Raw genomic sequence first — 14,237 nt, forward strand, 5'->3', positions numbered from 1 at the left:
TTTCTCTCCTTCACCTTCTTCCTGATTATGAAAAACAGTTACAAACAGTTAGCCGTGCTGGCACTGCTGGGGATGGCGCCCCGGCTAGGCCTGGCCCAAGGCGCGCCGCTGGGTGGGGTAGTAACGGACGACGCCAAGCAGCCCCTACCCGGCGTGACGGTGCTGGTAAAAGGCACCACCCGCGGCACCACCACCGGCAGCGACGGCCGCTTCAACATCGAGGCCAAGCCCGGCGAGGTGCTCGAATTCCGGATGATTGGCTCGACCACGCAGGACGTGCCGGTGGGCGAGCAGCGCGCGCTGACGGTGGCCCTGCGCACCGACCTCAAGGCCCTCGATGAGGTGGTGGTGACGGCGCTGGGCGTGAAAAAGGAAACCCGCAAAATCGGCTACGCGGTGCAGGAAGTGAGCGGCGCGGCTATCACCCAGGCCCGCGACCCCAACCCCATTTCGGGCCTTACGGGCAAGGTGGCCGGCCTGAGCGTGGGCCCGTCGGCCGAGCTGCTGCGGGCACCCAACGTGCTGCTGCGCGGCAACACGCTGTCGCTCTACGTGGTGGATGGCTTCCCGATTGATACCGATACCTGGAACATCAGCCCCGACGACATCGAAACCTACACCGTGCTGAAAGGCCCGGCCGCGGCTGCCCTCTACGGCAACCGTGCCCAGAACGGGGCCATTCTGATTACCACCAAGAAGGGCAACCTGAACAAGAAGGGCTTCACGGTGGAGCTCAACAGCAGCAACGTCATTCAATCGGGCTTCCTGGCGTTTCCGCGCCTGCAGGACTCCTACGGGCCGGGCGAAAACACGTTCTACACCTTCGTAGATGGCAAGGGCGGCGCGCCGGGCGGCGTAGATGGCGACTACGACGTGTGGGGCCCGTACTTCAACGGCCAGCTCATTCCGCAGTACGACTCGCCGGTGGTGAACGGGGTGCGCCAGGGCACGCCCTGGGTGGCGCGCGGGGCCAACAACCTGAAGAATTTCCTGCGGCCGGGCTTTCAGACCAATAATAACATTGCGCTGAGCGCCAACGGCGACAACTACACCACGCGCTTCTCGGTGTCGCAGCAAACGCAGAATAGCTACATCCCCAACAACGGGCTGAACATCGTCAATTTCAACCTCTACGGCTCGTTCAACCCTACCCCCCGGTTCAAGATTGAGGCCAACCTGAACTTCAACCGGCAGTTTACCGACAACTTTCCCGACGTAGACTACGGCCCCAACAGCTTGATTTATAGCTCGGCCGTGTGGACCGGGGCCGACTGGGACGTGAACGCGCCCGACATCCGGGGCATCTGGCAGCCGGGTAAGGTGGGCACGCAGTCGGTGTTTGCTGAGTACCAGCGCTACCACAACCCCTGGCTGATGGTGGAGAAGTGGACCCGCGGCCACTACAAAAACGACACCTACGGCTACCTCACCGGCAACTACAAGCTAGACGAGCACCTGAACCTGACGCTGCGCACCCAAATCAGCACCTACAGCCTGCTGCGCACCGAGAAGATGCCGTATTCGGCCCACCCCTACGGCCGCGAGGGCAACCTGGGCGACTACCGCGAAGACCGCCGCAACCTGTTCGACAACAACGCCGAGGGCTTTCTGAGCTACAACTACCAGGTAGGCAGATTTTTGGGCCTGAGTGGCCTGGTGGGCGCCAACGTGCGCAACATGACCTACAACTCGAACTGGACCTCGACCGACTACCTGACCGTGCCGGAAGTGTACGCCTTCAGCAACTCGCTCAACCCGGTGCAGAGCACGAGCTTCAACTCGCAGATGCGGGTGCTGAGCGCCTACTACTCGCTCGATGCCGCGCTGGGCAAATATGCCACCTTGTCGGCCACGGGCCGCGTCGATAGGTCGTCGGCCTTCCAGACGCCTACCACCTATTTCTACCCCAGCGTGTCGGTGGCGGCCGTGCTATCCGACTACATCAGCCTGCCCACGGCCATTTCGTTTCTGAAGGTGCGCGGCTCCTACGCCAACGTGCGGGCCGATGCCACTTCGGCCACCATCGGGCCGGCCCCGTTCAACTCGATTACGGCCCTGAGCGGGCAAACCCTGGCCAACAGCCCCGGCACGAACCCCCTCTTCTACAACCCGTTGGGCTACGGCAACGTGTACGCCTCGCCCTACAACGGGCCCGACTACTCGCTGCAATCGTTCTATTCCGTTGGCAAGCCTTATAACAACCAGGCGGCCGGCTCCGGCTCCGACAACCTGTTTGCCCAGAACCTGAAGACGACCACCCGCGTGAACTACGAGGAAGGCGTGGACATCAAGTTTCTGCAAAACCGCCTGGGCCTGAGCGCCACCGCCTTCCAATACATCGACGGCCCGCGCATCCTGCCCAATACGATTTCGACGGCCACGGGCTTCACCACGGAGTACATCAACGCCCTGAAAACCAAGAAGACCGGCTACGAGGTGAGCCTGACCGGCACGCCGGTGCGCACGCCCAGCGGCTTTAGCTGGGACGTGCTCGTGAACTACGCCACCTACAAGGAGGTGTATAACGAGCTGCCGGCCGGCCAGAGCCTCTACCAGACCTTCTTTGCCCAGGGCGACCGCACCGACAAGTTCTACGGCACGGCCTTCGTGCGCAACGCCGCCGGCCAGATTATCAACGACGCGGCCGGCAAGCCCCTCACCAACCCGGTGCTGCAAAACCTGGGCAACCTGAACTCGACCTTCACCTGGAGCTTTTTCAACGACTTCCACTACAAGTCGGTGGGGCTGAACTTTCAGTTTGACGGCGCGGTGGGTGGCGTGACTACCGACTACATGTTCAACAAAACCATGCGCGGCGGTCGCAACTCCCTCACCGCCGAGGGGGCGCTGGGCGCGGCCCGCTACCAGGACTGGCAGAACTACGGCGTGGCTGGCTACAAGGGCTCGTACGTGGGCGAGGGGGTAGTAATCAACAACGGCGCCAGCATCAACTACGACTCGCAGACCGGCAAAATCCTGAACCCCGAGGCCTTGCAGTACAGCCCCAACACGCAGGTGGCCTTTGTGCAGGACTACGTGAGCAAGTACTACAACGTGCAGGAATCCAACCTGATGAGCAAAACCTACGGCAAGCTGCGCCAGGTAATCATCAGCTACGAGCTGCCCGGCTCGCTGCTGGCCGGCTCGTTCATCCAGAAGGTATCGGTGTCGCTGATTGGGCGCAACCTGCTGTATTTCTACGCCGACAAGCGCTTCAAGGATGTGGACCTCGACCAGTACAACGGCGCCGTTTCTGTCACGGGCCTGCAGTCGCCCACCGTGCGCAGCTACGGGCTCAATCTGAAAGCCACTTTTTAATTGCCTCGCCGCTTCTTCGCATGAAACATCTCCTCACCACCGGCGGGCTGCTCCTAACCCTCGCCCTGGCCACTACCGGCTGCAACAAAACCCTCGATGAGCTGACCCTCAACGAGAACAAGCCCAATGCCGTGCCCGCCTCGGTGCTCTTCACCGGCGTTCTAAACAGTGCCTACGAGGCCCCCAACGGCCAGTATGAGGCCTGGGACCAGTACTACCTCAACAACTACGACTACTACGGCAACAACCGCTACGATTTCAGCAACGGCGCAGATTACTACACCACCCTCAAAAACGTAGACCTGATGACGGCCCAGGCCCTGACCGAAGCCGCCCCCGCGCCCAAAGTTTATGGGGCGCTGGGCAACTTCTTCCGGGCCTACCTCTTCACCCGCATGAGCCTGGAAATGGGTGATATTCCGCTGACCCAAACTTTGCAAGGCCTGGGCAACCTAACGCCTGGCTACGACCCGCAGAAAGCCGTGTTTGTGCAGGCGTTCAAATGGTTGGAGAGCGCTAATAATGACCTGGCCAGCGCGATAGCAAACGGTGCCACGAGCTTCGCAGGTGATATCTATTTCAGTAATGCGAATCTTTACCCTGCTGGTAATTTGCGGCAGTGGCAAAAGGTGGTGAACACCCTGCGCGTGCGCCTGCTGCTGAACCTGAGCAAGAAAACGGCCGATGCTGACCTGAACGTGGCCGTGCAGTTTGCGGCCATTGTGGGCAACCCCACCAAGTACCCGCTCATGACCAGCGCGGCCGACAACATGCAGTATACCTACGTGGCGGCCACCAACAACTTCTACCCCAACAACAACCGCAACTTTGGCCAGGACGGCTCGCGCAAGAACATGGCTTCTACTTACGTGGGCCTGCTCACCAGCCTGCAGGACCCGCGCGTATTTGCCACCTGCGAACCAGCCCGCAGCCTGGTTGATACCAAAAAGCAGAGCCCGACCGATTTTGCGTCGTTTGTGGGGGCCGACCCCGGCCTCGACCTGGGCGTGATGTACGTGAATGCCGGCTTGCAGCAGTACTCTTTTCTGAACCGCAAGCGCTACTTTTCGACCCTCACCGGCGAGCCAACCATCCAGATTGGCTACCCCGAGCTGGCTTTCAACATCGCCGAAGGTATTAACCGCGGCTGGGCCCCCAGCAGTGCCGAAACCTATTACACGGCCGGCATTCAGGCCTCCATGGCTTTCTACGACCTGCCCGCCAGCGGCACCTACCCGGCGTATTTCTACCGGCCGGGCTCAACGGACGTGACCGCCGCCTCGAACTACGACACGTATAACATCCCCGTCAGCTACGCTACGTACTACGCGCAGCCGGCCGTGAAATATGCCGGCGGCGGCACTGGCCTGACCCAGATTTTGCAGCAGAAATACCTGGCCCTGTTTCGGCACTCGGGCCTGGAGGCGTACTACAACTACCGCCGCACGGGCGTGCCCACCTTCACCACCGGGCCGGGCACCGGCAATGGCGGCCGCATAGCGCTACGCTTCAAATACCCGGCGTCGGAGCGCACGGCCAACACGGCCAACTACCAGGCGGCGCTGGCCAGCCAGTACGGCGGCAACGACGATATAAACGGGGTAATGTACGGGCTGAAATAAGCCGCTACCCCCGGCCGCCGGCGCGGGCTGGCGGCCGGGGGCGCTTCACTACTGTAACTTTTAGTATGCACCTATTCACTGGTTTACTTACCACGGGGCTGGCCGCCCTGGCGCTGGCCAGCGCAGCCCAAACGCCTAAGCCGCGCACCGAAAACGTGGTGCTGGTCACCCTCGACGGCATGCGCTGGCAGGAAGTATTTGGCGGCGCCGACTCGGCGCTGTTTCGCCAGAGCAAGTATTACTACGCCGACCGCAAGGCCCTGCAAAAGGACTTTGGCCAGGGCACGCCCGAGCAGCGTCGGCAGGTGCTGCTACCCTTCTTGTGGGGCACGGTGGTGCGGCAAGGCCAGCTCTACGGCAACCGCGATGCGGGCAGCCTGGTAAACGTGACCAACACGATGCGCTTTTCCTACCCCGGCTACAACGAGCTGCTGACCGGGGCCGCCGACGACGCGCGCATTCACAGCAACGACCCGCTCGACAACCCCAACGCCTCGGTGCTGGAAGTGCTGAATAAGCAGCCCGCTTTTCGGGGCCGGGTGGCGGCGTTTGGCTCGTGGGAGGCGTTTCCGTACATTCTGAACGAGAAGCGCAGCGGCCTGCCCGTGAATGCCGGGCAGCGCCTGGCGCCCGGCCCCGGCCTCACGCCCGGCGAGCAGCTGCTTAACCAGCTGGAAGTAGCCACGCCCAGCCCCTTTGGGGAAGAGCGCCTCGATGCCCTGACCTACGGCTTCGCCCTGGAGTACCTGAAGAAGAAGAAGCCCCGCGTGCTCTACCTCAGCTTTGGCGATACCGACGACTTTGCCCACGCCGGCGAGTATGGCGCGTATTTGCACGCGGCGCAGTATACCGACACCTTTCTGCGCCAGCTCTGGGAATACCTGCAAGCTGACCCGCAGTACCGGGGCAAAACCACGCTGCTCGTTACCACCGACCACGGCCGGGGCGTAGCCGGCACGCAGTGGCAAACCCACGGCCGCGACGTGGCGGGCGCTGACCAAATCTGGCTGGCCGCCCTGGGCCCCGACACGCCGGCCACCGGCATGGCCACCACCGGCCAGCTTTACCAAAACCAGGTGGCCGCTACCCTGGCCCGGCTGCTGGGCCAGGCCTACGCGCCCACGCCCGCCACCGGCAAGCCCATCGGCCCGGTTATGGGCGCGAAGTAGGTCCCTACCCCCCCACCGCTGGCCAATGCGGCGCGGCTTTGCGCGGCGCATACGCTTGGCCAAAAGGGCCGAAACGCGCCCGCCAACGCAATTTGATAACCTGGCAACAGTATCATTCGCAGCGCGCTACCCGTTTTAGCTCCAAAGCTACCGGACCCCTAACTACCTGACCGTATGAGTAAGGCCCTGTTGACGTTGCTGCTGCTGGCTACGCTGGGGCGCGCCGAGGCGCAGGCTCCCGACCGCCAGACGGAGAACCTGATTCTGGTGACCATCGACGGGGTGCGCTGGCAGGAAATATTCGGCGGGGCCGACTCGGTGCTGCTGCGCCGTCGGCATCCCGGCTTTAGTACGCCCACCGGGCCAGCCGGAAGCCCGGCCACCGCCGCGCACCGCCGGCAGGCGCTGCTGCCATTTCTGTGGCGCACGGTAGCAAGCAAAGGCCAGCTGCATGGCAACCGGGCCTATGGCAACTACCTGAATGTGACCAATAAGCAGCGACTCTCCTACCCCGGCTATAATGAGCTGCTGACCGGCCGCACCTCGGCCAGCATCCGCAGCAATGCCAAGGTGTGTAATCCCAACGAGACGGTGCTGGCCTTCATCAACCAGCAGCCCGCTTACCGGGGCCAGGTGCGGGTGTTTGCTTCCTGGGAAACATTTGCCTTCATTCTCAACGCGCCGCGCCACGACCTGCCAGTGAACGCGGGCAGGCAGTCCTCGGCCGGCCCTTTGGGCACGGCGCGGCCCGATTCGCTCACGTTTCGCTGCGCGTTTGAGGCGTTTAAGCGCGAGCAGCCCAGGGTGCTGTACCTGGCCCTGGGCGACACCGACGAATTTGCCCACCGGGGAGAATATGGGCAGTACCTGGCGGCGGCCCACGCCGCCGACCAGTTTCTGGCGCAGCTCTGGGCCTACGTGCAGGCCACGCCGCGCTACCGCGGCAAAACCACGCTCGTCATCACCACCGACCACGGCCGGGGCCGCAGCAGCTGGGGCCGCTGGGCGCACCATAGCCGCCTGCTGGCCGGCTCGGACCAGATTTGGCTGGGCGTGCTCGGCCCCGACACGCCCCCGACCGGCGAGCAGCAGGGCCCCGCTCAGCTTTACCAAAACCAGCTGGCCACTACCCTGGCCGCGCTGCTGGGCCTGCACTACGGCCTTGGTGAGCCCCTGGGAGCACCCATCAGGGCCGTTTTGGCGCCGGGCGAGGAGCCGCTGAGGCAGCTGGCCCCGATAGCCAACGCCCCTTCGGCCCTGGGCCCCGGCGGCCGGTAGGGCCACCCGCGTATCTCCACTTACTTCCTTATGAAAAAAACCTACTGCTTGCTGCTGAGCTGGTTACTCGTAGCCCATTTGGCTCCCGCGCAGCCCCCGGCCCGCGCCCGCAAGGTCGTCTTTGTCATTGCCGACGGTATTCCGGCCGATGTGCTGGAAGCGGCCAACACGCCGAATATCAAGCAGCTCATTGCCAGCGGCACCTACCTGCCGGCCCACGTGGGCGGCGACCTGGGCACCTATACGCAGACGCCCACCATCTCGGCGCCCGGCTACAACGACCTGCTCACCGGCACCTGGGGCTACAAGCACAATGTGTGGGGCAACGCCATTAAGGCCCCCAACTACCACTACCCCACCATTTTTAGGCTGCTGAAGGAAGCGCGGCCGACCGCTAAAATCGGTATCTTCTCGACCTGGCTCGACAACCGCACCAAGCTGGTGGGCGAGGGCCTGCCGGCAACCGGCAGCCTGCGCTTCGACTACAAGGCCGATGGCTACGAGCTCGACACTGTGGCCTACCCCCACGATAAGGGCAGCCTGTACACCCACGCCATCGACGATAAGGTGGTGGCCGAAGCTGCCCAGTGCCTGCGCGACAACGGCCCCGACCTGTCGTGGGTGTACCTGGAGCACACCGACGACATGGGCCACCGCCACGGCGACAGCCCCGAGCTGCGCACGGCCGTGGGCTACCTCGATACGCAGATTGGCCAGCTGCAGCAAGCACTAACCTACCGCCGCCAGCACTTTGCCGAAGACTGGCTGCTGGTGCTCACCACCGACCACGGCCGCGACGCAGCCACTGGCCGCAACCACGGCGGGCAATCGGCGCGCGAGCGCGCTACCTGGGTGGTGCTCAGCGATAAGAACACCAACTCCTACGCCCGCCGCGCGCCCGTGGCCATTGTGGATATTCTGCCTACCATTGCCCGGTTTATGCGGCTAGCCCTACCCCCCGCCACCGAGCGCGAGCTGGATGGCGTGCCGCTCCTGGGGCCGGTATCGCTGGCCGCGCCGCAGGTAGTGGCCGGCCCCGATAGCCTGCGCATTAGCTGGACGGCCCTGGTCAGCCAGCCTACAACGGTGAAGGTGTGGGCCACAACGACCAACCACTTCAAAACCGGCGGCCCCGACGACTACGTGCTGCTGGCTACCGTGCCACTGGCCCGGCAGCGCCTGGCCCTCAGCCGGGCGGCCTACCCCGCTCCGTACTACAAAATAGTGCTCGAAGGCACTCACAATACCGTGAATACCTGGCTGATACCCGCCGGACCGCCCCCACCCAGCGGCGCCAACTAGGCCGGCACCAGCTCGGCGCGCAGCTGCTGCTGCAGCTCGGTTAGCGAAGCTAGCAGGCCGTCGTGGGGGTAGGCGGCCAGCTGCTGCGCCGAGTGTGTGCCGTTGGTGAGGCCCAGGCTGCGGGCGCACCCGGCGCGCCGGCCCGATTCGAGGTCGGAAGGCGTGTCGCCTACGTTCCAGACCCGCCGCGGGTCGGTGATGCCGAACGTGTGCATGGCGCGCTGAATCATAAATGGGGCGGGGCGGCCCTCGGCTACCTCGTCGCTGGCAATGGATAAGTCGATAACGGAGTCGGTACTGCCCCGGTGCTGGGCGTCGAGGCCCGCGTGCCAGCCCAGGCGGCGCAGAATAAGGTTAGTCACCTCGCGGTAGAAGCCGGTGGTGAGGGCAATGCGGATGCCCTTGCTTTTGAGAAAGGCAAACAGCTCCAGGCAGCCCTCGGTGTGCTGCACCTCCGCGGTGCGGTAGTGGGCCTCCAGCACCTGCCGAAACACCTGGTACGAGTGGTCTACGCGGGCCGTCAGCTCGGCGGCGGGGGCATCGGCCCCCAGTTGCTCGCGCCAGAGCAGCTCAAACACGAAGCGCTTGGCCTGGCCCTGCACAGCCAGGATGCGGGCGGCCGACGCGTGCAGGCCCGTGGCGGCGGCGGCCTGGGCAAAGCAGGCTTCTACTTCGTGCTGGTCGCGCACGGTGGTGCCGGCCATATCAAATACGATGAGCTGGGGAACAGGCATAGGAGACGGGCGACTGATTTGTTTACAAATATGCAACAAAAATACGCGCCTACCCGGCCAGCCGTTATCACCGCTACCTCAACTTTGCGTTACGTTTTTCGTCCCCAACTTGCCCGCATGAAACACGACAAGCTGAGCTTAATCGGCCTGCGCATCCTGGAAATGCGCAAAGCGAAAAAAATGAGCCTGCGCGAGCTAGCCAAGCGTAGCGGCCTTTCGGCGGGCCTGCTCTCCAAAATCGAGAATTTTCGCACCGTACCCTCGCTGTCCGTGCTGGTTGAGATTGCCAATTCGCTGGATGTCGATGTTTCGACACTGGTTAAGAATATCAACGGCGACGCGGCCGCGCCCTACCTGCTGGTGCGTGCCGACGCGGGCCGCCCCGAAAAGCGCGACGACTCCAAGGGCCTGCTCTACAACTACCTGCTCTCGCAGGACCTGGCCGGCTACAGCCTGCGCGTCAACGAGGTCATCATTAGCCCCGACACCTATCGCAAGCCGCTTTCCACTAATGCGTTGGAATTAGTGCACGTGTTGGAAGGCACGGTGCGCTACGGCTTCAAAGACGAGGAGGTAGCCCTGGGGCCCGGCGACACGCTGTACTTCGACGGCATTCTGGCGCACTCGGTGCGCAACGACACGCCCGAGCGCGCGCGGCTGTTTAAGGTGTACCTGCTGCGCCACACCGATTAGCCGCCCGGCAAGGGGGTAGGGCGAATTGCACAGAGCCCGCCCGACTCAGAAATAACGTATTCGTAACGGTGGGCGTTGTTTCCTATGAGGCAACAACCAGTAAGTTTGCCGGGCCGGGGCAGGTAGCTCGGCCAGGCTTATGGAAAACTCGTTTGATTTGATTGTGGTGGGGGCCGGGGCGCTGGGTGCTTTTCACACCTACTTTGCCTTGCAGCGCGGCCTGAAGGTGCTATTGCTGGAGAAAGACGCCCGCCCGATGGAGGCCACCGTGCGCAACTTTGGCCAGATTATCACCTCCGGCATGGCCACGGGCGAGTGGTTCGACTACGCCCGCGTGAGCCTCGAAACCTACCAGAAAATTCAGGCCGAATGCGATATTTCCATTCGGCAAAATGGCTCGCTCTACCTGGCCTCAACCGCGCTGGAGCTGCAAGTGCTGGCCGAGAAGCACGCCCAGTACGCGGCCCTCGGCTACGCCGCGCGGCTGCTCACGGCGGCCGAGTGCCGGCAGCGCCTGCCGGCCGTGCGCGACACTTACTGCGTGGGCGGTTTGCTGTTTGAGCAGGAAGTAACGGCCGAGCCCGACCTGCTGATTCATAAGCTGCTGGCCTATCTGGTGGCGCGCTGGCAGCTCGACTACCGCCCCGCTACGCCGGTGCTGGCCGTGACGGCCAACGCGGCCGGCTGCGAGGTGGCCGACGTGCGCGGCCAGCGCTACCGGGCCGCGCAGGTGCTGGTTTGCAACGGCCGCGACTGCCGGGCGCTGTTTCCGGACGTGTTTGCTCAGAGCGACTTGCAGTTGGTCAAGCTCCAGATGCTGGCCACCTACCCCCTACCCCAGGTGCAGCTGCCGGGCTCGGTGCTCACGGGCCTGAGCATCCGGCGGTACCACGCCTTTCACGACTGCCCCTCCTTCGCGCACTTGCTGGCCGAGCCGATGGATGCTGACCTGCGGCAGTGGGGCATTCACCTGCTGTTCAAGCAAGCCCTGGACGGCTCCATCATCGTGGGCGATACGCACGAGTATGCCGACCTGGCTGAGGCCGACAACCTGGACTTCAACAACTACGACCACCTCAACCAGCTGATGCTAGGCGAAGCGCGCCGCATCCTGGACCTGCCCGACTGGCGCATGCAGCGCGCCTGGAATGGCTACTACACGCAAAGCAAATCGGGGGAAGTATTCCAGCACTCGCCCCACCCGCGCATTCACATCGTCACCGGCATTGGGGGTAAGGGCATGACGTCGGCGTGCGGCTTTGCGGCCCACCATGTGGCGCAGTTGGGGCTGGAAAGACGAGGCTGACCGGTGCGCCGGCAGTACTGCCAAGGTTACTAAAAGCCGCTGGCGCGCCGGGCGGCCTACCCCACCAGCTGCCGGGCAATGTCAGGCAGCGTAGGGCCGGTGAGGGTGGGCGCGGGGGCCAGCGGGTAGGCTTGCTGGCCGGGGCGGGCAATGAAGGCCGCCTGCAGGCCTGCCAGCCGCGCCCCGGCCGTATCCCAGCCGTGGGCGGCCACCAACATGGCCTGGGCGGGCGCCACCTGCAGCTGCTGGCAGGTGGTAAGGTAGGTATCGGGGTGAGGCTTGTAGCGCTTGAGCGAATCGATGCTGAGCAGCTGCTCAAAAAAGCCCGTGAGGCCGGCGTAGGCCATCTGCTTCTGCACCGTGGCATCGGGCGAGTTGGTGAGCGTGACCATGCGGAACCCCGCTTTTTGCAGGGCCGTGAGGCCGGGAATAACGTCGGGGTGCGGGGGCAGCTCCGTGAGCAGGGTGAGCAGCTCTTTCTTGCGGACGGCCGGGCGGGCCGGCTGCCCCAGCGCCTGAGCCAGCATGTCGAGGGCGGCGTCGCCAATTTGCCCGAAGGGGTGGTAGTTGCCGGTTACGGTATCGACCAGCGAGTATTGCAGCAGCAGCGCAAACCACTGCTTGAAAGCCGTTTCGGATTTGAATTCCTGGTTGACGGCCTGCTGCAGCTTACGCAGGTCGAGCAGGGTTTCGTTGACGTCGAAAATCAGCAGCTTGGGGCGGTCGGGGGCAGAAGCCATGGCGGATAAGGAGGGGGGTAGGGCCACGGCCGCAGTGGCCAGGGCAAGGGAGGATAGCGCAGCGCGGCGGGTAATCACCTACCTGCTTACGCAGCTACCAGGCACCAGGGCAACCCAGGCAGTTTTTTTTGATGATTGGGTCATGAGCTATGCCGCTAGACAGTGATTGCTACGCGCCTGACCTCAGGCACAACCAACTCAAACCCAGCAACGGGCAGCTCATCGTTATCGCCAACTAGAGCGATACCCCCGGCGCTTGGCTTGGCGGCATTATTTTGGCTCGTCAGCGGCGCAGGCAGGGCGCCGCTAGGGATGGCTGACGGCGCGGGCCGGCCAGGCCCTCGGGCGCCACCTTCGACCAACCACCCTCAGCTTGCGGATGAGCAGGCCTGGGACATGGCCGCCTGCGTCAACTCGTAGCCTTAGCCGGCAGTAAAGTCCGTTGAGCGGAGCGCCACCGAAAATACCTGCACCTTTGCCCATTCCTATCTGGTTCTTCCTCACCCCGGCGCCCGCGCGTTAGCCTAGTTCGAGCGCATGGTTGGTAACCCGTTGCCGCCGGCCGTGCTCGAAGCTGCTACCTGCTTATTTCCTGTGCCCCCCGCTGCGGCGCCGGCCACTTCCCTGAGCTATCCACTAGCCTACCCCATGGTTAACGTTCTACTCCGCTTCCTGCGCGCCCGCTTTCTACTCACCGACGACATGGCGGAGGCGGCCGAGATTCAGGCCGACGTGGAGGCGGGCATTGCGTTTCGGGGCACCAATCTCTGGGTCTTGATTTTCGCCATCCTGGTCGCATCGGTGGGGCTGAATGTTAATTCCACGGCCGTTATCATCGGGGCTATGCTCATCTCGCCGCTCATGGGGCCCATCGTGGGCATCGGCTACGGGGCCGCCACCATGGAAATCGGCTTGATTCAGCGCGGAGCCAAAAGCCTGCTCACGGCCAGCATGCTGAGCCTGATGGTTTCGGCGCTCTACTTCCGCCTCACCCCCCTCACCGATGCCGGCTCCGAGCTGCTGGCCCGCACCACGCCCACCACCTGGGACGTGCTGATTGCCCTGTTTGGCGGGGCGGCGGGGGGGGTAGCCCTCACCCGCCGCGAGCACAGCAATGCCGTACCGGGCGTGGCCATTGCCACGGCCCTGATGCCGCCGCTGTGCACGGCCGGCTACGGGCTGGCCACGGCGCACTGGTCATTTCTGTTCGGGTCGCTGTACCTGTTTTCAATTAACTGCGTATTTATTGCCCTGTCTACCTTCTTGGTGTGCCGCATATTGCCCCTACCCCGCCACACCTTCGACAGCGACCGGCGGGCCCGGCACGTGCGGCTCGTTATCTGGGCCCTGGCCCTGCTCACGGCGGCGCCCAGCGTGTACCTGGCCGTCGGCATCGTGCGCAACGGCACCTTCACCCACAACGCCCAGCGCTTCGTGGACGAGCAGCTGAACCTGCCCGGCACGTTTGTCGTCACCAGCCGCATTCAGCCCCGTGCCTTTACGATTAACGTGCTGCTGGCTGGCCAGCGTCTCACCGCCGCCCAGCTGCGCGCAGCCCGCAGCCAGCTACCGCGCTACCGCCTGGACAATGCCATGCTTACCGTGCGTCAGGGCCTGACCCGGCTCGACTCGGCCGATACGCAGGCCTTGCGCAGCAGCGTGCTCGAAGACGTGCGCAGCCGCCAGGAGCAAACCCTGGTGGGCTACGAAGGCCGCCTGGCGCAGCTCCAACAGCTATTATCTCACCCCGACAGCCTCACGGCTGGCCTGCCCGGCGCGGCGGCCCTGCTGCGCGAAGTGCAGGTAGAGCACCCCACCGTGCGCCAGCTGGGCCTGAGCCGCCTGGTACGCCCCGCCACCGACTCGCTTCGGGCCGATACCACCGTGCTGGTAGCCGTGCGCACGCGCCGCCCGCTCCCCGCCGCCGAGGAGCAGCGCCTAGCCGCCTGGCTGAGCCTGCGCGCGGGCAGCCGGCAGGCACTGCGCCTGCTGGTCGACAGCCAGAATATTCCGGCTCCGCCGCCGGCGCGCAAGCCGGCCCAACGGCGGGGTAAGCGGCGCTAGCAGCACAGGCG

The 14,237-nt window shown here is 64.2% G+C and carries 10 protein-coding genes; 8 read left to right on the top strand and 2 right to left on the bottom strand.

Translation table 11 applies throughout. The features are described from left to right. The first annotated feature begins 27 nt into the window (after nucleotides 1–27). The 5 genes from E4631_RS10300 to E4631_RS10320 all read left to right on the top strand — a co-directional run bounded on the left by E4631_RS10300 (nucleotide 28) and on the right by E4631_RS10320 (nucleotide 8,689). Entirely contained in the window at nucleotides 28–3,318 is a 3,291-nt protein-coding gene (locus tag E4631_RS10300) for a SusC/RagA family TonB-linked outer membrane protein (protein WP_133655494.1), read from the top strand. Nucleotides 3,319–3,338: 20 nt separating this feature from the next. After that, nucleotides 3,339–4,940: a SusD/RagB family nutrient-binding outer membrane lipoprotein gene (locus E4631_RS10305; protein ID WP_133655493.1), complete on the top strand. Its 1,602-nt coding sequence runs from the start codon at nucleotides 3,339–3,341 to the stop codon at nucleotides 4,938–4,940. Nucleotides 4,941–5,005: 65 nt separating this feature from the next. Beyond that, nucleotides 5,006–6,109 carry a sulfatase-like hydrolase/transferase gene (locus E4631_RS10310; protein ID WP_133655492.1) on the top strand — a complete coding sequence of 368 codons (1,104 nt, stop codon included), beginning with the start codon at nucleotides 5,006–5,008 and terminating at the stop codon, nucleotides 6,107–6,109. 174 nt (nucleotides 6,110–6,283) lie between these two features. Then, nucleotides 6,284–7,387 carry an alkaline phosphatase family protein gene (locus tag E4631_RS10315; protein ID WP_133655491.1) on the top strand — a complete coding sequence of 368 codons (1,104 nt, stop codon included), beginning with the start codon at nucleotides 6,284–6,286 and terminating at the stop codon, nucleotides 7,385–7,387. 30 nt (nucleotides 7,388–7,417) lie between these two features. Next, nucleotides 7,418–8,689: an alkaline phosphatase family protein gene (locus tag E4631_RS10320; protein ID WP_133655490.1), complete on the top strand. Its 1,272-nt coding sequence runs from the start codon at nucleotides 7,418–7,420 to the stop codon at nucleotides 8,687–8,689. On the opposite strand, the gene E4631_RS10325 is transcribed toward E4631_RS10320, so the two are convergent. Continuing rightward, nucleotides 8,686–9,423 (bottom strand): HAD family hydrolase, encoded by a 738-nt coding sequence (locus E4631_RS10325; RefSeq protein WP_133655489.1) that lies wholly within the window; start codon nucleotides 9,421–9,423, stop codon nucleotides 8,686–8,688. The genes E4631_RS10320 and E4631_RS10325 overlap by 4 nt on opposite strands. 117 nt (nucleotides 9,424–9,540) lie before the next feature. Between E4631_RS10325 and E4631_RS10330 the strand changes: the two genes are divergently transcribed. Continuing rightward, a complete protein-coding gene (locus E4631_RS10330; RefSeq protein WP_166647917.1) occupies nucleotides 9,541–10,116 on the top strand; it encodes a helix-turn-helix domain-containing protein in 576 nt (191 codons plus the stop codon). A gap of 139 nt (nucleotides 10,117–10,255) precedes the next feature. Then, nucleotides 10,256–11,422, top strand: coding sequence for a TIGR03364 family FAD-dependent oxidoreductase (locus E4631_RS10335; RefSeq protein WP_133655487.1), 1,167 nt, complete (start codon nucleotides 10,256–10,258; stop codon nucleotides 11,420–11,422). A 56-nt stretch (nucleotides 11,423–11,478) separates the two neighbouring features. Here the strand turns inward: E4631_RS10335 and E4631_RS10340 are convergent, their stop codons facing one another. Then, nucleotides 11,479–12,162 carry a haloacid dehalogenase type II gene (locus tag E4631_RS10340; RefSeq protein ID WP_133655548.1) on the bottom strand — a complete coding sequence of 228 codons (684 nt, stop codon included), beginning with the start codon at nucleotides 12,160–12,162 and terminating at the stop codon, nucleotides 11,479–11,481. A gap of 648 nt (nucleotides 12,163–12,810) precedes the next feature. Here E4631_RS10340 and E4631_RS10345 point away from each other — a divergent pair. Then, the gene (locus tag E4631_RS10345; RefSeq protein WP_166647916.1) at nucleotides 12,811–14,226 is read left to right on the top strand and encodes a DUF389 domain-containing protein; all 1,416 of its coding nucleotides are present in this window, start codon (nucleotides 12,811–12,813) and stop codon (nucleotides 14,224–14,226) included. Nucleotides 14,227–14,237: the final 11 nt, after the last annotated feature.

It is taken from the genome of Hymenobacter sp. UV11, assembly GCF_004684095.1.
Taxonomy (GTDB): domain Bacteria; phylum Bacteroidota; class Bacteroidia; order Cytophagales; family Hymenobacteraceae; genus Hymenobacter.

Coding starts and splice junctions, on each gene's coding strand:
- E4631_RS10300 (WP_133655494.1), top strand. CDS start 28: ATGAAAAACAGTTACAAACAGTTAGCCGTGCTGGCACTGCTGGGGATG.
- E4631_RS10315 (WP_133655491.1), top strand. CDS start 6,284: ATGAGTAAGGCCCTGTTGACGTTGCTGCTGCTGGCTACGCTGGGGCGC.
- E4631_RS10310 (WP_133655492.1), top strand. CDS start 5,006: ATGCACCTATTCACTGGTTTACTTACCACGGGGCTGGCCGCCCTGGCG.
- E4631_RS10325 (WP_133655489.1), bottom strand. CDS start 9,423: ATGCCTGTTCCCCAGCTCATCGTATTTGATATGGCCGGCACCACCGTG.
- E4631_RS10340 (WP_133655548.1), bottom strand. CDS start 12,162: ATGGCTTCTGCCCCCGACCGCCCCAAGCTGCTGATTTTCGACGTCAAC.
- E4631_RS10330 (WP_166647917.1), top strand. CDS start 9,541: ATGAAACACGACAAGCTGAGCTTAATCGGCCTGCGCATCCTGGAAATG.
- E4631_RS10335 (WP_133655487.1), top strand. CDS start 10,256: ATGGAAAACTCGTTTGATTTGATTGTGGTGGGGGCCGGGGCGCTGGGT.
- E4631_RS10320 (WP_133655490.1), top strand. CDS start 7,418: ATGAAAAAAACCTACTGCTTGCTGCTGAGCTGGTTACTCGTAGCCCAT.
- E4631_RS10345 (WP_166647916.1), top strand. CDS start 12,811: ATGGTTAACGTTCTACTCCGCTTCCTGCGCGCCCGCTTTCTACTCACC.
- E4631_RS10305 (WP_133655493.1), top strand. CDS start 3,339: ATGAAACATCTCCTCACCACCGGCGGGCTGCTCCTAACCCTCGCCCTG.